Here is a 22,696-nt window from a genome sequence, read left to right as displayed (position 1 = left end):
GGTTTTTCATTTCCTCAGCGTCGAATTGACCCGCAACATGTCTGCCTAATCGAGCCTTACTGTTAAAGTAATGCTCTGTCTGGTTTCTGTCGGATACGATAGGAAGCCAACGCCTCCTTAGCTCAGATGGCCAGAGCAGCCGCCTTGTAAGCGGCAGGTCGTCGGTTCGATCCCGACAGGAGGCTCACCGGAGCAATGAAGCGGTGAGACGGAGAGAAACAAGCAGCAATTAGTAGTGCTGTGTTCGCGATTAAGGCAGGCAATATGCTTTGATCGTTATGTAGTTTGTAGTGATAACAGTGGCCCACGAGAGTGGGTTGCGTGCGTTGTGGCGACCGGGCATGTTGGTTGCCGCATTTCCAGCGTGAAAGGGGAGCTGGTCTTACTCTTAGCTCGAGTAAGTTAGCGTTGTCTTCTGGATGGAGACAACGTCCAAGGGCGAAACTTCCCCCAATTTGCTTCGTCCTTTAGGGGCGGGAACATCCCCTTCTCTCCCGCCCCTGTTCCCTCTTATCTTTTATTCATGGCTTTTGCCGGAATTGCATCGAGGCAATCAAATACCTTGGCCGTTCTCATATCATGCAAACTGTAATCCTGTATCGTCTTTGCAAAATCTTGACTCCATATTTTCTTTCCGTATTGCAGCCTTTAAGGTGAAGCCGCTAGACTGGACGGCAGATAGCAAGGCTAGGCATGCAAAACATGCCTGAACATTTCTTCAGGGGGCTTGGATGGCACGTCGATGGACTCCGCGACGCTTTGTGACGTTGCGTAGAATTCGCGTGGCGATTTGTGCGGCGGCGGTGACGCTCGCCAGCGTCGGTATGTTTGCAGTTACGGCTAGGAAAACGGTGGCACTGACCGTTAACGGCGAGACCAAAACCGTCGTCACCTATGCAACGAGCGTGCCCAGACTGCTTCAAGAGCAGGCGTCAAAACCAAATCTCACGATTTCATCGACTCCACCGACGACAGGGCTGGGCTGAAGGACCACGACGTGGTCACCGTGCGCAGCGCCTATCAAACCACCATCAACATCGAAGGCCAGGAAGTGCCTTTCTGGACCTACGCCACCAGCGCCGACCAGCTGCTCGGCTTCTTCAAAGCGAACGACAAGAACGCCGCAAAGGTATCGGTCAACGTCGGCAACGTCTACAACCAGCTCACCGGCGGGTTCGTCATCAACAAGGACGGCCCGGTCACGGTGATTGCCGACGGCAAGACCTCCGTCGCGCCCAACGGCAAGCTTACGGCTGCCTCGATTCTCGATTCCAAGAACATCACCATCGGTAAGGACGATCGTGTCAGCGTCAGCGAGGAAAACGGGCAGACCATCCTGCGCGTCCAGCGCGTCACCCACGGCCAGGAGACGAAGGACGTCAGTCTGCCCTTCTCTACGCGCACGGTGGTCGATTCAAACCTGCAACCCGGCCAGACCGAGATTCGCCAGGCTGGCCAGAACGGCAACAAACAGCAGGTTTATGACGTCACCTACGTCGACGGTCAGGCCGAAAGCTCGACGCTTAAGTCCGAAACCGTCACACAAGCAGCACTCGACCAAGTTGTGGCCGTCGGCCCGGCCGCACCGGCAGCCCCTGCTGCACCCAGCACACCCACCACGCCCGCGCCTTCGGGCGGCAACGGCAACGATAACGGCAGTGACACCGGAACAGGTACAGACAACGGGTCGAGCAGCAATAACGATTCCGGCAAAGACGACAACTCGAATGACAATTCAACTTCGTCTGTGCCAGCTCCTTCAACGCCCTCACAACCACAGCAGCCCAGTCAGCCGAGCACGCCTTCCGTTCCTGCGCAACAACCCAGCCAGCAACCACAACAGCCTCAGCAACCGCAGACCCCGCAACAGCCGAGCCCTGCACCGGCTCCGGCCCCCGCACCTTCAACGCCTGGGCATAACGGTTTGTGGCACGCTTCCGCAACAGTGGCACAGACCTACGCCTGCGCAATGGTGATGCAGCATAGCGGCTGGGGCTGGGGCCAAGGGGATTGCCAACCGCTCATCAACATATGGAACAAGGAATCTGGCTGGCGCTGGAATGCACAGTACTACAATAACGGCCGCGACGATCCATACAACAACGCCTATGGCATCCCGCAGTCATATCCCGGCCGCAAGATGGCCGATTTAGGCAACGATTGGCTGGACAACGCCGGAACCCAAATCGACTGGGGCCTGAACTACATTCACAACAAGTACGGCAGCCCAACAGGAGCTTGGCGCCACTGGCAACAAACCGGCAGCTACTGATACGCATGATTACCGGGACGGCAGAAATCCATGACTCGTGAGCTGAGGGTATGTTAAAAGCATGAACGAGCGAGCATCGAGGAACATGCCGGCCGAAGCCGGGGCACAGGAAATGGAAGACACGATAAAAGCCACATCAACTGAAACAGCACACACAGGCCACCTACTGGGGGCAGCGGATATCCGGCGGATTGCGGCCGAGGCTGGGATTAGCCCAACCAAGAAATTCGGGCAGAACTTTGTCATCGACCCCGGAACTGTGCGGCGCATTGTGCGCGAGGCCGGAGTAACCGCTGACACCCGCGTGCTTGAAGTCGGGCCGGGGCTGGGATCGCTTACCTTGGCATTGCTGGAAACCGGAGCTGCCGTTACCGCAGTAGAAATCGATCCGGCGCTGGCGGCACGGCTTCCTGAGACCGTGGCCGAATTTATGCCAGAAGCGGTCGATCGTCTTACGGTCATCAATGCTGACGCGATGAGCCTGAGTCCTGAGACTCTGCCAGAATTTGCTCCGAACAGGACCGCGGCGAGCAACGGCAACGATAACGTCTTGTCTACAGAAGCCAAGGAAAATTCCCGCGCAGATACCGCGAACGATAATGCGACACCATCCGCGACTGCATCCAACAACTCTTTTACACTCGTTTCCGACTGCCGCCATATAACGTGGCGACACCGATATTGCTGACACTGCTCGAACGATTTGAGAACCTCGATCATTTCCTCGTGATGGTGCAAAAGAAGTGGCCGACCGGCTCGCGGCTAAACCGGGTTCCAAGATCTACGGCACCCCGAGTGTGAAACTGGCGTGGTATGGCCGCGCCGAACGCGTCGGGCTTGTCGGCCGCAACGTTTTCTGGCCTGCACCGAACGTCGATTCTGCGCTGGTTTCGTTTACGCGTTACGCCGAAGAAAGCGACGGACACAATATAGCCTCAAAAGCCAATCGGCAGAAGGCATTCCAGCTCATTGACGCCGCTTTCGGCCAACGCCGCAAAACTTTGCATGCAGCCTTGAAAAAACTGGTACCAGATGAAGCGTTCGCAGCCGCCGGCATCGATCCAACGAGACGCGGCGAGACCCTCACCATTAACGAATTCGTTGCGCTAGACGCTGCTGTGGAAAGCTGACATACACTAGCTGCACTATCGCGCATTTGAAGGCCGTCCGAACCGAAAAACGTATGGGGCAGATGGATAAAAGATAGGCAAAATAGACTTTGACAACGGCTCCGACACCAGACTTCGCCGCGCGGCTCGGCACCGTTTCGCGCGTCACACTCTCACGGTAGAGTGAAAACGTCGATATTTCGCCAAACTTTCTGCGCGTCAAATGAATTTTATGCGCTTACGAGGAACGGGCACGGGTTGACAGGAACGAACAATGCAGCAATTTAGTGATGAACGCGAAGCACGCAAGCAATATGTGCATCACCGTCAGGTGCGTGTGTTTTCAACGCTTGCAGCCATCATGGTCGTCGCGCTGGTCATCTCGTTCTTCGTCTTTTTCCATACCATCGGCAAAAGCAACGCCGGGGTGCCGCAGGCCCAAACGAATTTCGGTTCAACTCTGGTCTGCGCTTCCAACGACCCGGACAAAAGCCCCGCGGTGTACATGCAAAACAGCGATGTCGAAGTCAATGTGCTCAACGGAACCAAATCGGTCGGTCTTGCCAAGGCAGTCGGTGACGCTTTGGAAAACCGCCATTTCAACGTGACCGCCGTCGGCAACTTCTCCTCTCGCAAAGAGGAACGGACGACCATCTACTACGGGATGAACAACATCTGGCAGGCCTACACGCTCTACGGCAACTTCACGGACGCGAAACTGGTGATGGACAGCAGGCAGGACGGGGTTGTCAGCGTGATTATCGGCTCGACCTTCACCGATCTGGCTCCCAAGGAATCAGCACCGATCTTCAATTCGAAAATCAAGAATATCCAAGGCTGCACTCTGCCGAGCAAAGTCGACCAGTCCAAGCTCCCCAAGGATTTCCGCCAGACCAATCAATAATTGCCCGAAATTGATTTCCCGCACATATCGCCAAAATCTAGAAACCTCGAGGCATCAGCCGGGTTTTTAAAGCTTCGCCTCGTTGGATTTCACCGGTAAGGCGGCCTATTACTTCGTCCTATATTAATTTGATTTGTGCGGGTCGTTGGCTTCAGTTAACGGCCCGCACAAGCTTTCTTTGCAGTTACTTAACGATTAAGCCCTCTTCGGCGGCCCAGCGCTTGAGCTCAGTGACGGCTGTGTCGTGGTCGGCGGGGCCGTGATCCAGGCGATAGTCGAGCATGTGCTTGTAGGCACGGCCGACCTCCGGGCCCGGCTTGATACCTAGGATTTCGATGATTTCGTTACCGTTGATGTCTGGACGAATCGCGTCGAAGTCCTCCTTCTCCTTGAGTTCCTTAACGCGCGCTTCCAGTTCATCCATCGCCTCGGAGAACACCAATGCCTTGCGCTTGTTCTGCGTGGTGGCATCGGCGCGTGTCAGGCGGTTCAGACGCTCATAAAGGTGTCCGGAATCCTTGACATACCGGCGCACAGCGGAGTCGGTCCACGGTTCATCGACGTAACCGTGGAAGCGCAGATGCAGGTTCACCAGCTCACTGACATCGGAAATGAGATGATGGTCGAAACGCAGCGCTTTCAGGCGTTTGCGCACCATTTTGGCGCCCACCGCGTCGTGATGATGGAAGCTCACCTTGCCGTGCGGCTCGAAACGGCGCGTGGCGGGCTTGCCGATGTCGTGCAGCAGCGCGGCCAGGCGCAGGGTCAGGTCAGGCGCGGGCACCGGGCCGTCAGGGCCAGTTTCCAGCGCAATCGCGCGGTCGAGCACCATCAGCGTGTGCTCGAAAACATCCTTATGGCGGTGATGTTCGTCAATCTCCAGCTTCAGTGCCGGAATCTCAGGCAAAACGATATCGGCCAAGCCGGAATCGACCAGTGCTTCGATGCCTTCGTGCGGGCGCTCGGACAGCAGCAGCTTGGTGATCTCGTCACGCACACGCTCGGCGGAAACGATGGAAATGCGGTCGACCATGTCGGTGATGGCCTCGGCGGTATCCGGCTCGATGCGGAAGCCGAGCTGGGCGACGAAACGCACCGCACGCATCATGCGCAGCGGGTCGTCTCAAAGGATTGGCGCGGATCGACCGGCGTGCGCAGGATGCCTTTCGACAAATCGCTGGCGCCACCAAACGGATCGACGAACTTCAAATCGGGCACGCTCAATGCCATCGCGTTGACGGTGAAATCGCGCCGCGAAAGGTCGCCCTCAAGCGAATCGCCATAGCTTACTTCGGGCTTGCGGGAATCGGGGTCGTACGTATCGGAGCGGTACGTGGTGACTTCAACCTTGACTTCGGTACCGTCCTTGCGGCGCCGCATCGCGCCCAACGTACCGAATTTGCGGCCCATGTCCCAGAAGCCATCATGGCCGAAACGCTTCAAAATCGGCTCAAACTGCTCGGGCCGCGCGGAAGTGCAGAAGTCGAGGTCATGGCTTTTACGATGCAGCAACAGGTCGCGCACAGGCCCGCCCACCAGCGAAAGCTCGTACCCCTGCTCTGCAAACATGTGCCCCAGCTCGATGGCCTCAGGCCACACCTCAAACTCCACGATTTGCCTCCAACATTCGAATTTCACGCGCTTTCCAGCATACCGTCACCGTTGCACGCACACACAGGAACCGAAAATTCAATCATCCATACAGCAATTCACAGCACTGAAGGATTCAAAGGCATCAGCACGGCTTCCGTGCTGCCCACGGTCATTCATCGAAAATACGATTCGCTGAAAACACGCCATTCTATATTTTTATACGCGCAGCCATCGCAGCAGGGAAGCAAGAAGCTGTCATAAAAACGGTTCCGTGCTGCAGATGCACGATAGTCGAAAATACGATTCGTTGGTATTCAGCCATTTCTCATTTCCAATAACGTAATACATGCAGCAGGGAACTCGTTGCGAACCTTAAACGGAATTCCGTGCTATGCCGCGCTGCAAATCCAGCATAACCTCACGGCTTATATAGAGATTGGCAACATGCCCGCCAAAAGCTGCCAACGAATTAGTATGGCCGTATCACAACGAAAAGCATTCCGTTACCCTACCTGCACATCCGTCTGAGTAAGCTGGGTTGTATGATAACGCCCGCAGACCTGGCTCGCATGATAGCCAATGCCTCGGGCGAGCATGCCCAAAATGACGACCAGCACGACAAGCTGCTGTATACCTCGGAATCTGAGGAGCGCATCGTCCGCTTCATCGAGCCGGACGGGGCGCCCACACCGAAGATGATGCCGCATCATCGTGCCGCCCACGGACCCACGAAATTCGCCACGCTCGACGCCCAGGAGCTGCCTGTCGCGCGCGAATATTCAGCCGGCGGCTTGATTTTCGACGAACACAACCGAGTCGCGCTCATCGCCCGGCATTCGCGCAGCGGCCACCTCGAATGGTGCCTGCCGAAAGGCCATATCGAAAAGGGCGAGACGCCGGAAGAGACCGCGGTTCGCGAGGTGCACGAGGAAACCGGAATTCTGGGCGAAGTCGTGGATTCCATCGCTACCATCGACTATTGGTTCACCGGCCAGTCCGAGCGCGTGCATAAGTTGGTCCATCACTTTGCGTTGCATCAGATCGGCGGAACGCTGACGGTGGAGGGCGACCCCGACCATGAGGCCGAAGACGCCATTTGGGTGGATTTCGACGATCTTGACAATGTGCTGAGTTATCCTAACGAACGTAAAATCGCATGGCTTTACGCCAAGAAACTGAACAGGCAGGCAGAAGGTTGAAACACTCGCACCCCTGCATCACCGCCGGCAATACGCGCGGCAAACGGCCAACCATATCCAAGCGTGTATCGGCATTTGTGGCCTCGGTGATTGCGATGCTGTGCGCTTTCGCGTTGGTTCTGCCTGCGGACATGGCCATGGCGGCCGATCCACCGGAAGCGAATTCACCTTCCGAAACCACGCCGCAACCCGATGAATCCGGGATTCCAGGCACTTCGACAGGCACACCGGACTCCAGCAGCAACCCCGGCAACAGCAACGAGCAGTCCAAGCCTGCCACGCCGGCACAGCCCGCACCTTCGACGCAGCCAACACAGCCGACGACACCGTCGCAAAACGGGTCTTCCAAATCATCATCATCCAACCGGCAAACGTCACCAACGACGCCACACGCTTCGAACCGTTCCTCGTCAACTTCGGGAAAATCGACGTCAAGCCAGAACGCCGCAACCAACGATTCGCAAGACGACACGGCGAGCACGAGCACGACCAGCAGCGACGACGATAAAACCGCCAAAATCACCATCGAATCCTCGACACCAGTAGTTACTTCGACCTCCGGCTATCACCTCACCGCCACCATCGAAAACACCGGCGATGCCACTATCGCCGCCGGCACGCTGACCGTGTCTGCCAACGATTCCTACACCTTCGCCTCACGCTCGAATCTGCAGCAGTGGGCGCAAGGAAATTCACGGATTCAGACGCCCAACCAGCTCGGTCAGGTCGCGGTTGCACAAATCGCCAAAGGCAGCAAGACGAGCGTCAACATCGACGCCGACCCTAATCAGCCAAGCCTCAAAAACATGACTTCCTGGGGGCCGAAGCCGGTACGCATCGATTACACGTTCCCCGCAAATCCGAACGACAACGGATCAGGTTCCGCGTCCTCATCGACGACGAGCACCAAAACCATCCACACCTTCCTAACCCGCTCCAACGATGGGCTCAGTAGCGCCAGCACCCCACCACTGAACATCACCATCGCCATGCCGCTGACCAGCAACAGCTGGCAGACAGACAACGACAAACTGACGCAATTCATGACCACCGGCGAGGGCGACACCGCCAAAATCGTCAATGCGGGCAAGCTGCCCCAAGCCACCGACCAGCTCATCAGCAAGCATCCGGGATTGCAGGTAATCACCGATCCGACGCTGGCGCAGAGCCTTTCCGTGCCACCTGCATCAAGCGGCATCATGCAGCCCGGCGACTTCGATATCACCACATATTCGGCCCTCAACGACGGCGCTGCCTACGAAAAGGCGGGTGTCACGGCCAAGGCATGGAATGCAGAAACCGGCGTGCAGGAATTCCGTTCAGCGCTCGGCGACACCAAAGCCAACCCAACCATTTACGCCTGGCCGGGCCGCGGGCAATGGACGATGGCATCACTGCAAACCGCCGTGCAACAAGGGTATTCCACCGTTATCGCGCTCGACACGTCCGCTGCCGGCAACAGCAACACCAATTCCACCATCCACACCGGCAAATACATCATCCATACCTCGGCAGGTGACGTCACCGTGCTCACCGCGCAGGACGTGCTCAGCACGCTCGCGCAAGGCAAGCCCACCGACAAAACGGTGGACGGCGAATCGAGCGCGGCGGGCAGGCTAGCCCGGTTCATGGCCCAAAGCGCCTTCTACCAGATGGAAAGCCCGTATGCCGACCGCAATCTGCTGGTCTGCTTCGACATCGGAACCGCCACTTCCGAGGACGCCGCGGAGGATGCGAGCACCTTGATGCAGACGGTGGAGCAGGCCCCTTGGCTCAAGCTGAGCAGTCTGAACGATCTCAACCAGAGCACGGCCTATCTTTCCGGCGAAAAGGCCGTCGCACTGGTGCCGAGTTCTCCGAATATCCACGTTTCCGTGCTGAACCGCATGCGGCAAACCCTTGCCGGACTTGCCGCCAGCAAAAACGACATCGATCGCTTCAGCACCTCCATTCTCGACGAATCCTCCGCCAAATCATCGACGGGAAGCGACGCGCAAAGCGGGCAGAGCGGCTCTTCGTCAGGCTCGGGATCGGGGTCAAATTCCGGCGCAAGTTCAGGTTCCGAATCAGGTGGAGCCGCCAGCGGAAAATCGAGCCAGTCGGCAGATTCCAACACCTCTTCCAGCGACGCGGACAAATCCGACAAATCGAATAAGTCCGACGCTTCCAGCAACGCGTCATCCTCAACGCTCGCAAACGGGACCAACAATGCCAACGGCGGCGGCAACGCCAGCAACAAGACCGATACCGGAGATGTACAGGCTCTGGCCCGCCAAGACGCCGATACGACGGCGAAACGTTCCAAGAACGGTTGCGACTGGATCACCGCCATCGCCACCATGCAAAACACCATGGCTCTACATGCGCTTTCCAGCGACAACGCCGTCGCCAAACGTATGACCGCGAGCGCCCAAAACCTCGCCAGCCAACTGATGAACGGCATCACCATCACCCCTTCGGAATCCATCACCGTACTGAGCGAGTCCGCGAAAATGCCGGTGACGGTGAGCAACAACCATCCCTACCCGGTCACGGTCAAGATTTCGTCGCTTTCCGATTCGATGGAGATCGTCACCACGCGCTTCGTCACGCTTTCCATCCCTGCCCGCAGCGAGGCCCAGACCACGTTCACCGTACGCGTCTCGACCTCCGGCACTGCCACGGCACATCTGTCGCTTATGGACCGCAACGGAGAGGAGTTCTCCACCCCGCAATCGACACGCATCACTAGTGCCTTGCGCCTGAGCGACATGAGCGGCATCATTTTCATAGCCATCGCGCTGGTCCTTGGGGTCATCGGCTTGTGGCGCCAATTCAATCGTAAGAAAGATCCTGACGAATGAGTTCTTCTGTAGGTCATAATTCCATGGTTATGGCCGTGGGCACGGCCGCGAGCCGCGTCACCGGCCAAGTTCGCACCATTTTGCTCGCCGCAGCCCTAGGCACCACCGGTCTTGCGGCGAACGCCTACCAGGCCGGCTCTACGATTCCGCAGGTCATCTTCACACTCGTCTCCGGCGGCATCTTCAACGCCGTTCTAGTTCCGCAAATCGTGCGCACGCTCAAGGCCAAGGACGCCGAAGACCGGCTCAACAAGCTCATCACCTTCGCCATCATCCTGCTTGCCGGCGTCACCATTTTGGTTGCGGCGCTCACCCCGCTGCTCATCCGGCTTTACGTCCACGCCGGGTCGGACATGCTCGCACTTTCCACCTCGTTCACCTTCTGGTGCGTCCCGCAGATCTTCTTCTACGGGCTTTACACGGTCATCGGCCAGATTCTAGCGGCGAAAGACCACTTCGGCACCTATGCCTGGAGCTCGGTGGGTGCCAACGTCATCAGCTGCATTGGCTTCACCATCTTTATCGTGCTGTTCGGCCGCTCGAGCCATCAGCCGCTCGGTTACTGGACCCCCGGCAAGATGGCGCTCACGGCAGGTACATGGACGCTCGGTGTGGCCTTCCAGGCGCTGATTCTGTTCGTCCCGCTCTTCCGCATCGGCATCCATTACCGCCCGAGCTGGGGCATCCGCGGCATCGGCCTGCGTTCGATGGGATCTGTGGCGGCGTGGAGCCTCGGCATCGTGGTGGCCGGGCAGATCTCGAACATCGTCAATACCCGCGTGCTCACCAGCATTCCCGAGAAAGCCGCCGCAGCGCAGCACCTGAGCCAGTTCGACGTCGCCGGTAACGCCTCGTACCAGAACGCCTACACCATTTACATCCTGCCGTATTCGCTCATCGCCGTCTCCGTGGCCACGGCAGTCTTTCCGAAAATCGCGCAATCCATCGCCGAGCACAACATCGATGCCGCGCGCGGCGATCGAGCGAATCCCTACGCAACGTGTGGCTGATGATGTGCTTCTTCACCGTCGCCTTCGTTGTGATGCCCACGCCGATTGCGCTGGCCCTGCTTCCTAGCGTCAGCGTCAAGGAAGCGGTGCTGATGGCCACGCCAATGAGCCTGCTCTCGCTGAGTCTGCCGATTTCCTCGGCCTACCTGCTCATTCAGCGCACGTTCTACGGCTTCGAGGACGGCTATCATCCCTTCCTGTTCGTCGTCATCCAAAATGTTATCCAAATCGGCATTCTGCTCGTTGGCTGCCTCTTCATCTCGCCCTCGAACTGGGCTTCGTTGCTGGCGTTCTCGAGCGCTGCCGGCTATATTCTTTCGTTCCCGACGTTGCTGGTGATGATCCGCAAACGCTTCAACGGTGACATCGACGGCAAGCGCATCACGGCGACCTACACCAAAGGCATCATCGCCACGCTGGTCGCGATCGCGGGCGGTCTGCTGCTGCGTTACCCGGTGTACGCGCTGTTCCGCGCGGATATCGAGCCGGGCTCGGGCGTACGCGGCGGACACATGAACTGGTTCCAGGCCGTCGGCGTCTGCTGCGTGCTGGCCATCGTCATCATCCTGCTTTATGTGGGCACGTTGTGGGTACTTCGTACACACGAATTAATGCCGATTGCACGCTCGTTGGCCGGCAAGTTCGGCATCAGGATTCCCGGCGGCAGCAATGCGGAAAATCATGGCGCCGCCAACGACATCGCCCAAGCCAACGAGAGCCGCGTCGACAGCGACATCGCCAATAGCGACATCACCAGCGGCGAGACTCCTTCGGATAGCAGCCAGGACGACGACTCCGCAGAAGCGGAGGAGATTGAAAACGCTGGCATTCCAGGCAATTACGGCATTCCCGACGAGCCTGAGCCAACAGTCGGCAGCGACGATGCGATTGCGAAAGCGCCGCGTCATCACGCAGCCGAGTAATCCTCCAGGCGCCTTTCGCGCGACAAAAATCGCAACACGGCGCTAAAACCGACACAAAACCTTGTCAGAAAAACTTTCTCTCCGGCTACGGCCATGGATAGAATGGAAGAGGCGCTTTGTCGCCTGACATCCGTTCATACTGGTTTTGCATCGTAGGGTCGAGGATATTATGAAGCCACAGCTGGGAGACATCATCATCAGCAGGTATACGTTGGTGTCGCCGCTGCGTAGCGTACCCGGCCTCGAGGCTTGGAAGGCCAACGATCGCATCCTCGCGCGCGACTGCCAACTCTTCATCGTCACCGACAAATCCGTCATTCCGACATTCGAAGCCATCGCGTCGACGCTCACGCTTTCGCGCAACCCGCATTTCACGCCGATCATTCAGATTCAGCACGTCGGCGACCTTCCCGTGCTCATCACCCATCTCGACCAAGGGCTATCGCTCAACAATTACCTCGGCCACGGCACGCACAAACTCGGCTACGAGGCCATGCGATCCATCATCGCGGAAACGGCTGATGGCCTGGAAACGCTGCTGCACGATGATCTGAAGGTGAGCGCCCTGAACACGGACATCATTCGTATTACATCAAAGGGCGTGCAAATCGCCGACGCCCCCATCGAGGCCATGTTCGCCGACACCTTGCACATGCCGCACATGGATCCTGAAATGCTGGCGGTGCATGAGCTGGCCGCGTTGCTCTACGCCATGATCACCGGCAAATGGACCTCGGAAATCAAGGGCTTCGACCTTTCTGCGTTGCCCGACGACGTACCCGAGGAGTTCCGGATTATCTGCGAGCGCGGCTTGAAAGTGCAGAACATGGACGGGCAATCCACCCTTTCCATGGTCTCGCTCTCCGAACTCGTCGCCCTGCTTGGTGACTGGAAGCCGCTTGCCAAGCTCCCGACCAGCGAGGTGAAGAGGCCCACCAGCGACGGCGAGGCTTCCATTCTGAGGCTTCCGCTTCGCGCCTCTCGCCATGGCAATCTGCTTGATTTCCCGCAGAATCTTTCGGCCAACCAGCTGCAGTTCAGGGCACGGCAGGCCGCCGGCGCAGGCAAACCGACGAAGGCCGGAAAAGCCAAGAAAGCGAATGCAACACAACAATCGGCGAACAAGGCCGCTTCGGCAGCTAAGGGCGCCGAAGCTGCGGCGGCTACTTCTGCATCAAAAGCCGCATCTGCAGCCGCAGCTTCCGGGTCCAATTCAAAGTCGGCAATGTCGGCCACTGCCAAGTCATCGACTTCTCAAACCAATCACGGCGCCAAGTCAGGTAGCGGCAAGCGTGGCAATGGCACGAATGCTGATGCCGCAAAAGCGAATGCCAACAAGAACGCAAAGGGCAACAAGAACACCGAATCGTCTTCCGTAAACGCAGCAAGCAATGGGAAAGCCAAGGCGACCCCGAATACTCCATCAACGCCAAAAACAGGCGCAAACACCGGCTCGTCCGCCAACGCTTCCAGCACTGCCAATACTGTTGACAGCACAGCAGCAAATGCCGCCGAATCAACCTCTGCCAAGCCGAATCCCGCCAAGCAAAGCGGCTCCGCTTCAAGCTCCGATCGACAAGAAAAGTCCCCCAACAAGTGGTGGCATCAACGCAACCGCACACGCAATGAGGAACAACAATCCAAGGCGGCTTCTGAAACGAACGAAGACGGCATCTTCCCCCACCTCGATTTGCACGATCTGACCGCCGCGGAAATGGCCGACGCCTTCAAATCCCTCGATTCGACCGCCGACGATTCCATCTTCCCGGACTTCGACCCGAGCGCCCCGCAGAACACGAATCCGACGATGCAATTCGACTTCGCGCTCAAGGCCAACGGAGGCATGTCCTCTGCCGAAGGCCCGATGAATCGGACCGAAGCGACAGGCCGCATCCCGCTGCTCGACACCAATGGCAACCTCATCGAGCCTGGTCACGAATCCGCGCAGGCACTCGAGGCTGAGCAAGAGGCCATCGAGGCCGCGAGCTCAACGGTCACGCCCCCAAGCTTCACCCCGCAGAAAAGCAACCAAGCGGCCGCACAATCCATCAATCCCACCGACGAGGATATTGCCGATACCCCGCTGTTTGGAAAATTCAAGACCAAGGTGGTCGCCATCGTCGCCGTGATCGTAGTAATCATCGCAGCGGCCGGAGTCGCGGCCTATGCGCTGGTCAGCCACAACGAAAACAAGCCGGGCGCCAGCACTTCGCAGCACTCCAGTTCCGACCCGTGGCCGGACATCGACGTCAACAAGGTGCCTTTCGGCTCCCAGGGCAACGGCGCTGAGGCTGAAAATGGCAACGGCGAATCCGATCAAAAAGCCGATGCCAACAAGCAAGGCGACTCTTCGGCCAAATCCGGAGAGAAGTCGGAGGCAGCACCCAAGGTCTCGAATGACGACAAAATCGCCCAAGCCGTGCCCGCACCTTCGATTCCGGTGAACAATACGCCGTTGACCATCGACAAGCAGGAGTTCTATCGCAGCCCGGCCGGTCAGAATGGCCTTGCCTATTACATGCACGTGAGCGAGCCCAGCACCGTCACCCGATTCGTGGTCCAGATCCGCACATCCGGCGGCACAGGCTACCTCATCGCCAACACTGCACAGGACCCGAACGCCGGCCAGCAGGTCGCGCAGTTCACCTTCGACGCGAGCGGCACCACCGACGTCAAGCTGCAAAAGCCCGTCAAGTCGCAGGACTTCCTGCTCTGGGTCCCCATGGACTCTCTGCCGAACCATTCCCTCTACATCAACCACGTCCAGCTGTACTAAAACTGCAAACGATGCGGGCTGTCCTTTGTGTCGGCCCGCATTGGCCACGTCCAGCGACTCCAAAAAGGACTCTCCGCATCGGCAGACGCAATCGATTCTTCCAAGAAGCGAGTAGTAGAAATTCCCCATCTACTATATGCAAAAATATCCGAAACTAATACAACGCGCTAATTTTGTATTGCAAATCTGCTATACTGGTTTGGTAAATGAATTTACGGGACGCCGCCTCTCGGCCGAGATGGTGCGTCCTATTATGTTCTAGGGTTAGGGTTTGGTCATGGGTTTTGTCATACGTATTGTTTCAACCGCATTGTGCATTACATTAACATCGAATATTCTACCCCCCGCAATTTCATGACAATTCAGTAGGTTCTCAGCCAACTTCCGCATCCGCCACCGCACCGTCGCAGCTGGCATCACGCAAATCCTCAGTTCAGGCCGTCCATCACAGCCAGTCTTCTTCCACTCCGGCGCCACAGCCCACCGTTTCCGACGTTCCTACCGCACAATCGGCTTCTTCCGACGCCCCAGCAGTCAAGCCGGCCATAGCCAAGCTTCGCACAGCACCGTCACCCATTACGGCTGCACATGGGGTCAAATCCGCAGATGCTATAAAATCCAACGATTCCACGCAGCTTGCGCAACCTGCTCAAATGCTCCGCTCCGGCCAGCCACGGCTCGAGTCTCCAGTTCTATTCGGCCCACGAAGTTTAAGATGCGCAAACTTGGATTGGCAACAATGGGGAAGCTCCAACGTTCAATGGAAGGTCAGCGACGACGGCGGGGGCAGCTGCACCCTCCACCTCACCGGCGGCACCGCACCAGCCGACACTAGACAAGGTTTCCCATGGCTACCTTTTTCCTACTATTACGAACCGAACAGAACCGCCATAGGGTACAGCGTTAATCGACTCGTTATCGAAGGCAACCTTACCATCAACAACGATTACACTCTTCCGTCAGAGCTCAGTAATGGCCACGTACTCTACAACAACGTAGGCGCCTTCAGCTGCATGAATCTCAACAGCTTCGAAATGCAAGGGCACACGCTTACTCTCACCGGCACCTCCGCGAAGAATTTATTTTATTCCAGTGCTGTCCAATCACACCCCAGAAGCATAGACACAAGCGGGTGGAACACCAGTCAGGTCACTGATATGAGCAACATGTTCCACTTGTGCTACAACCTCACCAGCCTTGACCTGAGCAACTTCGACACCAGCCACGTCACCAACATGAGCAACATGTTCAGTGATACCAGTCTCGCCAGCCTTGACCTGAGCAACTTCAATACCAGCCACGTCACCAACATGAACAGCATGTTCCAAGATTGCAGCAATCTCACCAGCCTTAACCTGAGCAACTTCAACACGAGCCTCGTCACTGACATGAGCTACATGTTCCAAAACACCGTACTCACCACACTTGACCTGAGCAACTTCGACACCAGCCACGTCACCTCAGACTACATGCGTTGGATGCTTCCCTTTGCCTTGAAAAAACTTACACTTGGCGCAAACACCATCATCCATGATTATCCCGATCCCTGGTTAAACCTTGGACTCGATGACAGCCACTGGTGGCGCAAGGTAGGTGATTACTGCACTCCCTTGTCTCCTCTGCAAATATTTGCACACTATCCAGCAACTTATATTCGCAACGACGTAACAGTGCCCGAGGATGTCTCCTGCGTTGTATTTGCCATTAACCCCAATTCACCCATTCCATTATCGGGTAATGGATACGGACAATATGGAGCATATATGACCTCAGCCGGATCAGGGTTCGACAGCACGAATACAGGAGGCACACTGACCGTCCCCTCAGCCAGCAACTTAGTCAATCCCCAATTTGGTATATTACGCAGTACTTATATCTATATCTTCACCGGCTGGAACACCGCACCAGACGGAACAGGCGATTCATACTCCTCCGCCCAAAAAACCTTCACCTACCCTCAAGGAACCAAGAAAACAATCACTTTCTATGCGCAATGGAAAAAAATTGCAGCAGCAACGTTCAATAGCATGAAAATACATGCATTGGCAGGTCAAGAACCGACTGCCGAAATCAAAATGAACTCCCCAAACGAGTTCTACGCTGGCGAGACAATCAGGGCAAAGAACAAAAGCTATACATACACAGCCAACGGCGGCGGTGGTATCATTACCATCTCCGGTATTAACTTTGACAGATCAACAATTTACAATACATCAATCGACACAAGTTATACAGATCCTGCCACTGGTAGATGGGTCTACGCAAGTGTTGACATGAATCAACCCATACCGTATGCGAAGCTGTCTTTTAATGCACACGACGGAATCGGCACAACGCCTAATCAGATACAATCGCCAATCGACACCGACAGCGCCACGGTCTCGTTCGCTATACCCGAAACCGTTGACTTGAAAAGACCAAACAAGGAAATCACCAAATGGACTTCTAACATCGATGGCAGCGGGGCCAGCGCCTCCCCCGGCGGGAACCTTACACTCGACCAAACACAGTACCAGCCTCAATACGACTCTGACCACACACTCGTGTGCTATGTCGCCACTGCTTACGCTCAATGGAAAACATTGCCGCCAAATTCAAAAGTGGTTTACAGCAGCGACAACGACCTCATCGAGGTCAGCGGCACCGCGCTGCAATACAACACAGTGAAGGTTTGCTTGAACGCAACCTATTGCGCAAATGCCTCTACGCCAGGGGATGAGATTTCCTTTAACCTGGGCGGCGATTTTGGCGTTGAAGGTGCTTTTGTCGACAATGACGACCCGGGCCACATAACAGCCAGGGGAATCATTACAGATAGTAGCGACCCTTCTTTTCATGGAGGAACACTGACATTTGTTGCTTGCCCTGCCGGGACAGACTACAGCAGAATTTCTCCCAGACTATGCGGATACCGACCCCAAAGTTACCAATTCCAGGAAATGATGGGTGGGCCAGGATATCCGGGATGCATCGACCCTCCAAACGGTCCGGGATGCTCAAACGGTAGAACGTGGCGCTGGCAGGCCGAAACTGACGATAACCAATTCGCCCAACTCGGCTTCAATCCTCCCGACACTAGCGTGCCGAACCAGCCAGGTTTATACGATCTCTATATCTGGTCCGAATCTTTCAACCATTCACAGCCCCAGCTTCTCAAAGCCAACTACGCTTACAGGACGAACTCCACCGCAATTTCCTCTTGGAGCACCTATTTCGCCATAGACCGATTCACGACTGTGTACCCAGTAGGCAGCCAGTATTCTATAAGCCTGACTGTTCAGCAAGAAAACGCTCTGGTTGACCCGAACACCGGCGAAATGGTGACAACGGCAACCATGGAAGGCACGCTTCCCTATACGACGATTTCCTTCTCTGATAACGGATCCAACAGCGGCAACCCGCCCGATCCCGTCAAAACATTCACCGATACCAGCAATAACAACACACGCGTCACTCTGCCCCTGCTCAAGACCACCGACAACGGCGGCATGGCTAAGGCTGGCGCCTTGATAAGCGGATGGGCCACTGCCGCCGGAGCTTCAGAGCCGTCCTATCGCATGGGAGACCCCGACTTCCGCAGGGTCACGGCAGCAGTCACCCAAGCCGAAACCAACGAACACGGGAATGCAGCTCTCACCCTCTACCCGGTATGGAAGGCTATCCCCGTACCCTCGATCAGTAGCGACGGCATACAGCGCAATTCCAGCACTTACAAGATCACCGTGAACGGCACCGCCAAACCGTCAGCCTCGGCCAATGGCATCCAAGTATGTCTTAAGCCAGACCCAGCCCCCGACGGCCAGTGCGAGACCGCCAGCTGGAACGATTCAGGAACCCCGCCGGCATGGGATGGATCGACCAACCACTCCTGGACACACACGTACAGCCGCAGCATTCTGCTTGATCATGCAGGTAGCTATACCGCCAAGGCTGCACTCATTGTTCCCGATCGTTGGAGAGAGACCACCAGCACTGCTGCATCCCTCTACGGTTCCAGTCCAAGCACACAGATCAACGGCTACTATCTCTTTGCCCTGCCGCTCACCGGCGGACGGCCACAACGCCTCGCAACGCTTCTTGCCTTCGCGTTCGGCACCCTGCTCCTTCTACTCACCACGGCCACCGCGCTGCGCGACCGCCGCCGAGCACACCGCAACAGATAGTCCATGGCGGTATGGTCCAGTCCGCAAGTTCAGACTGGACCATACTGTCCACCTCAATCCCCGCGCGAAAACCCACAACTCCCGCGCGGACAACAATCAAAGACTTCCCGCTTGGAACCCAACACCCTGGGCGGGAACACCAACCGGGGCGGACGCCAACATCAAACCCAACCAACCAACTGGCGCCCGCCCCACTCTTATCTTTCCCTCATCACACAGGCAATGAAGCCCCTACTCAACGCGAAGAATTTAAGACAATCCCAGTTATTGCACATTTTGCAACAACTACTATCGGCGGCAACACATACCAAGTCGTCTACGACAACGTCGGCATGATTTCTTCCGTAGATGCTATTTGAATCGCTATACCAAAAACGGAATGGATTGCATTTTATCATAATTTTGGTACCATAAATATACCTATCAGGTATCAAAGGAGTTATTATGGCCACCACTACTGCTTTTACTATGCGCATGGACAGCGACCTCAAACGACAGTTTGATGCCATAGCCAACGCCTTGGGACTTTCCGCAACAGCTGCGTTCAACGTTATGGCTAAGAAATTCGTCGAAGACCGAGGATTCCCGTTCTCCGTACGTCTACCAGAATCCTATGACCCCAATCAAACCACCATCGAAGCCATGCAATACGCACAAGAGCGAGCCAATGGCAAAACATCCGACGATTCACCGACGTTCACCAATGCCGCCGACACCATGGCTTACCTAAACCAAAAGGCCGATCATGTTTCAGATTAAAATCGACCCTCAGTTCGTCAAAGATTACGCAACATTCAGGCGACGATATCCGTATCTTGTTTCGGAATTGCAAGCTGCTATCGATGAACTGGCTCAGAATGGCGAGGTGTCACCCGGATATCGCCCACATCCGTTGAGCAATCCAGGCGGTAACTACAACGGGCACATTGATTTCCATCTTTCCGATGGAGAAGTCGATGTAGTCGTCCTGTACCTGCCCCACAAATCAAATCCGATTATTCGCCTCGTGCGCATAGGCGAGCACGCCCAGCTCTTTCAGGGCCCATTACAGTAGCCATCTTTAGCCAGCCGCACACCGCTCCCCCACGCCCGCGAACCGCCGGAAGCGTGTTGAAGCGGTGGTGTTTTTACTTGGGCGTTTACTCGGCGACGGATGGCGACTAAAGTCTTCTTTTATATTCTTAATCGCGTGATGTAACTGATTGACAGGCAACGGTCGGCCGACCCGACCGCAACCGAAGAAAGGCATGAAATCAATGTCTGAGTCCAAGAACATTTCCGGAAGCCCAAGCGAACCGAAAGCCACAAGCACGAAGGCCGCAGCCGCTGACGCGAAGGCCACCGAGCCGAAAGCCACGGAATCCAAGGTTTTCAAGAACGACCCGTGGTACGGCTCCTACGCGGCCCGCGCCGACAACATGCGCGCCTCCGAGATCCGCGCGCTCTTCGCCACGGCCTCGCGCCCGGACGTGGTCTCGCTGGCCGGCGGCATGCCCTACCTCGACTACCTGCCGTTCAAGGAACTTTCCGAGCTCATCGCCAAGATGCTCGTCGACAAGGGCGACGTGGCCTGGCAGTATGGCTCGGCGCAGGGCGACCCGCATCTGCGCGAGGACGTGCTGCAAATCATGGCACTCGAGGGCATCAAGGACGTCCAGCCCGACGACGTGGTGATTTCCAACGGTTCACAGAACGCCATCGATCTGGTCACGCGCATCATGTGCGACCCGGGCGACGTCGTAATTGCCGAAGCCCCGAATTACGTGGGTGCGCTCGGCGTCTTCTCGTCCTTCCAGGTCGAAGTAGTCAACGCGCAAACCGACGAAGACGGGCTCATTCCCGAATCGTTCGAGGAGACCATCAAAGCCCAGCTTGCAGCCGGCAAGAAGGTCAAGTTCCTCTACACTGTCCCCAATTTCCACAACCCCGCCGGCGTGACGATGAGCGTCGAGCGTCGTCCGAAAATCCTTGAAATCGCACGCAAATACCACGTCCTCGTCGTGGAAGACAACCCTTACGGTCTGCTCGGTTTCGACGGCCAGACCTACCCTGCGCTGCGCTCGATGGACGCCGAAAACGTGGTTTATCTTTCCAGCTTCTCCAAGATCATCGCGCCGGGCATGCGCATCGCGTGGATCGTGGCGCCTCCGGGAATCCGCAAGAAGCTCGTGCTGGCCAACGAGGCGTCAATCCTCTGCCCGCCGGCCATGAGCCAGATGACCATCACCACCTACCTCGATAACTTCGACTGGAAGAACCAGATCAGCCAGTACCGCGGCATGTACAAGGAACGTTGCGACACCATGGACGCGGCACTCAAGAAATACCTGCCGTATTGCTCGTGGAACAAGCCCAAGGGCGGCTTCTACATCTGGCTGAAGATTCCGGAAGGCCTCAATTCCAAGGAAATGCTGCCCCGCGCCATCACCGCGAAGGTCGCCTACGTGGCCGGCACCGGCTTCTACCTCGACGGTAGCGGCACGCACCATATGCGCCTTTCGTTCTGCTATCCGACTCCGGACAAGATTACGCTCGGCATCCAGCGGCTTGCAGGCGTGATGAACAACGAGCTCAAGACCGCCGAACTCTTCGGCACCGCCAAGGCCGACGCAGACGCACACTCTGCCGCCGGCACGGATAAGAAAGACTGAGCGCAACACCTCACTTTCGTCACCACTTCAAACCGTATATATAGCAATCATTGAAAGGCGATAGCATGGCACGTCATATCAAAGCCAGCAGCAACGCAAACGACGGCAAAGCTGCCAGTTCCGCCAAGTCCCCTTCAGATTCGGCGTCTATCAAAGCCCGTCACGGCAAACACAGCGCAGACCAGAACGATCCCATCGACCGCGCGGCGACCAAGGTACTCGTCATCTGCGGCGGCATGAGCCACGAGCGCGACGTTTCGCTCGCCAGCGGCCATCGCGTCGGCGGTTACCTTGAGGAGGCCGGCTGGAACGTCTCCATGCACGACATGGACAGCGAGCTGCTGCCGTATCTGAGCAATCCTGAGACCCGCCCTGACATCGTCTGGCCGCTACTGCACGGCGCCAACGGCGAAGACGGCTCAATCCGCGACATCCTCGAGATGGAAGGCCTGCCTTACATCGGCTCGCGCGCGAAGGCCTCACGCACGGCTTGGAGCAAGCCCATTGCCAAAAACGTGGTGCGCAAGCTTGGCGGCCTCTCCACCCCGACTTCGGTGGTGCTGCCTGAATCCATGTTCCGCGAACTCGGCGCGAAGAAAGTGGTCGATCTGCTCGTCAAATCGCTGAAACTGCCGCTTTTTGTCAAGCCCACCCAAGGCGGCTCGGCCATGGGTTGCACCCGCGTCGACAAGGCATCGGAGCTGCCGCAGGCGATGGTGAACAGCTTCGCGTATAGCGACGTCGCGCTCGTCGAGCAGGCCGTTACCGGTACCGAGGTTTCTGTCTCCGTCTTCGAAATCGACGGCGAACCACTCGTCCTCCCACCGCTGGAAGTGGCTACGCCCGACGGTGACTACGATTACGAGGCCCGCGTCACCCCCGGCCCTACAGATTTCTACGTTCCCGCACGCCTGCCCGAAGCCACGCTCAAGGCCCTTCAGGACGCGGCGCTGACCGCACACAACACCTTGAGCCTGCGCGACATCTCCCGCACCGACTTCATCGTCGACGAATCCGGCACCCCGCAGTTCCTCGAGTCGAACGTGGCCCCCGGCATGACCGCGACCTCGCAGCTCCCCCAGGCCGCCATCGCTGCAGGCTACAGCCTCTCCGACCTCTACTCGCGTTTGGTCGAGTCCGTCCTGCACCAGAATCGCGCCGATAAGTAGACGCTTTTACTGATCGACTCATTAAAAAATGTGCAACCTGACTATTCGGGTTGCACATTTTTGTATAGGCTTGTTGTCTTCATA

Annotated in this window: 9 protein-coding genes, 1 tRNA gene and 5 pseudogenes; 14 read left to right on the top strand and 1 reads right to left on the bottom strand. The window is 56.9% G+C overall.

The window, feature by feature from the left end:
* The first annotated feature begins 111 nt into the window (after positions 1-111).
* The 5 genes and pseudogenes from OZX57_RS00310 to OZX57_RS00290 all read left to right on the top strand — a co-directional run bounded on the left by OZX57_RS00310 (position 112) and on the right by OZX57_RS00290 (position 4,285).
* Positions 112-185, top strand: a tRNA-Thr gene (locus OZX57_RS00310).
* Positions 186-731: 546 nt separating this feature from the next.
* Positions 732-2,272 (top strand): annotated as a pseudogene (locus OZX57_RS00305) (G5 domain-containing protein).
* Positions 2,273-2,384: 112 nt separating this feature from the next.
* Positions 2,385-2,789 (top strand): annotated as a pseudogene (locus tag OZX57_RS00300) (rRNA adenine N-6-methyltransferase family protein); the annotation flags it as partial.
* 114 nt (positions 2,790-2,903) lie between these two features.
* Positions 2,904-3,402: pseudogene (locus OZX57_RS00295) on the top strand (rRNA adenine dimethyltransferase family protein); the annotation flags it as partial.
* A gap of 253 nt (positions 3,403-3,655) precedes the next feature.
* Entirely contained in the window at positions 3,656-4,285 is a 630-nt protein-coding gene (locus OZX57_RS00290; RefSeq protein ID WP_277162257.1) for a LytR C-terminal domain-containing protein, read from the top strand.
* 184 nt (positions 4,286-4,469) lie between these two features.
* Here OZX57_RS00290 and OZX57_RS00285 read toward each other — a convergent pair.
* Positions 4,470-5,896, bottom strand: a pseudogene (locus OZX57_RS00285) (CCA tRNA nucleotidyltransferase).
* A gap of 524 nt (positions 5,897-6,420) precedes the next feature.
* Here OZX57_RS00285 and OZX57_RS00280 point away from each other — a divergent pair.
* The 9 genes and pseudogenes from OZX57_RS00280 to OZX57_RS00240 all read left to right on the top strand — a co-directional run bounded on the left by OZX57_RS00280 (position 6,421) and on the right by OZX57_RS00240 (position 22,612).
* On the top strand, positions 6,421-7,077 hold the full coding sequence (locus tag OZX57_RS00280; protein WP_277162256.1) for an NUDIX hydrolase: 657 nt from the start codon (positions 6,421-6,423) through the stop codon (positions 7,075-7,077).
* The gene (locus OZX57_RS00275) at positions 7,035-9,920 is read left to right on the top strand and encodes a DUF6049 family protein (RefSeq protein ID WP_277162255.1); all 2,886 of its coding nucleotides are present in this window, start codon (positions 7,035-7,037) and stop codon (positions 9,918-9,920) included. The genes OZX57_RS00280 and OZX57_RS00275 overlap by 43 nt, the downstream gene beginning before the upstream one ends.
* Positions 9,917-11,853: pseudogene (locus OZX57_RS00270) on the top strand (lipid II flippase MurJ). Before OZX57_RS00275 ends, OZX57_RS00270 begins: the two are co-directional and overlap by 4 nt.
* 169 nt (positions 11,854-12,022) lie before the next feature.
* Positions 12,023-14,629, top strand: coding sequence for a hypothetical protein (locus OZX57_RS00265; protein ID WP_277162254.1), 2,607 nt, complete (start codon positions 12,023-12,025; stop codon positions 14,627-14,629).
* A gap of 1,013 nt (positions 14,630-15,642) precedes the next feature.
* Positions 15,643-18,792, top strand: coding sequence for a BspA family leucine-rich repeat surface protein (locus OZX57_RS00260; RefSeq protein WP_277162253.1), 3,150 nt, complete (start codon positions 15,643-15,645; stop codon positions 18,790-18,792).
* 444 nt (positions 18,793-19,236) lie between these two features.
* Positions 19,237-19,551 (top strand): type II toxin-antitoxin system RelB/DinJ family antitoxin, encoded by a 315-nt coding sequence (locus OZX57_RS00255; protein WP_277162252.1) that lies wholly within the window; start codon positions 19,237-19,239, stop codon positions 19,549-19,551.
* A complete protein-coding gene (locus OZX57_RS00250; protein WP_277162251.1) occupies positions 19,538-19,846 on the top strand; it encodes a type II toxin-antitoxin system YafQ family toxin in 309 nt (102 codons plus the stop codon). Before OZX57_RS00255 ends, OZX57_RS00250 begins: the two co-directional genes overlap by 14 nt.
* 202 nt (positions 19,847-20,048) lie before the next feature.
* A complete protein-coding gene (locus OZX57_RS00245; RefSeq protein ID WP_277162250.1) occupies positions 20,049-21,443 on the top strand; it encodes a PLP-dependent aminotransferase family protein in 1,395 nt (464 codons plus the stop codon).
* Between the two features lie 65 nt (positions 21,444-21,508).
* Complete coding sequence (locus tag OZX57_RS00240) at positions 21,509-22,612, top strand: D-alanine--D-alanine ligase (protein WP_277162249.1); 1,104 nt, start codon at positions 21,509-21,511, stop codon at positions 22,610-22,612.
* Positions 22,613-22,696: the final 84 nt, after the last annotated feature.

It is taken from the genome of Bifidobacterium sp. ESL0682, assembly GCF_029392815.1.
Taxonomy (GTDB): domain Bacteria; phylum Actinomycetota; class Actinomycetes; order Actinomycetales; family Bifidobacteriaceae; genus Bifidobacterium.
This window is presented reverse-complemented; position numbering and strand designations above follow the sequence as displayed.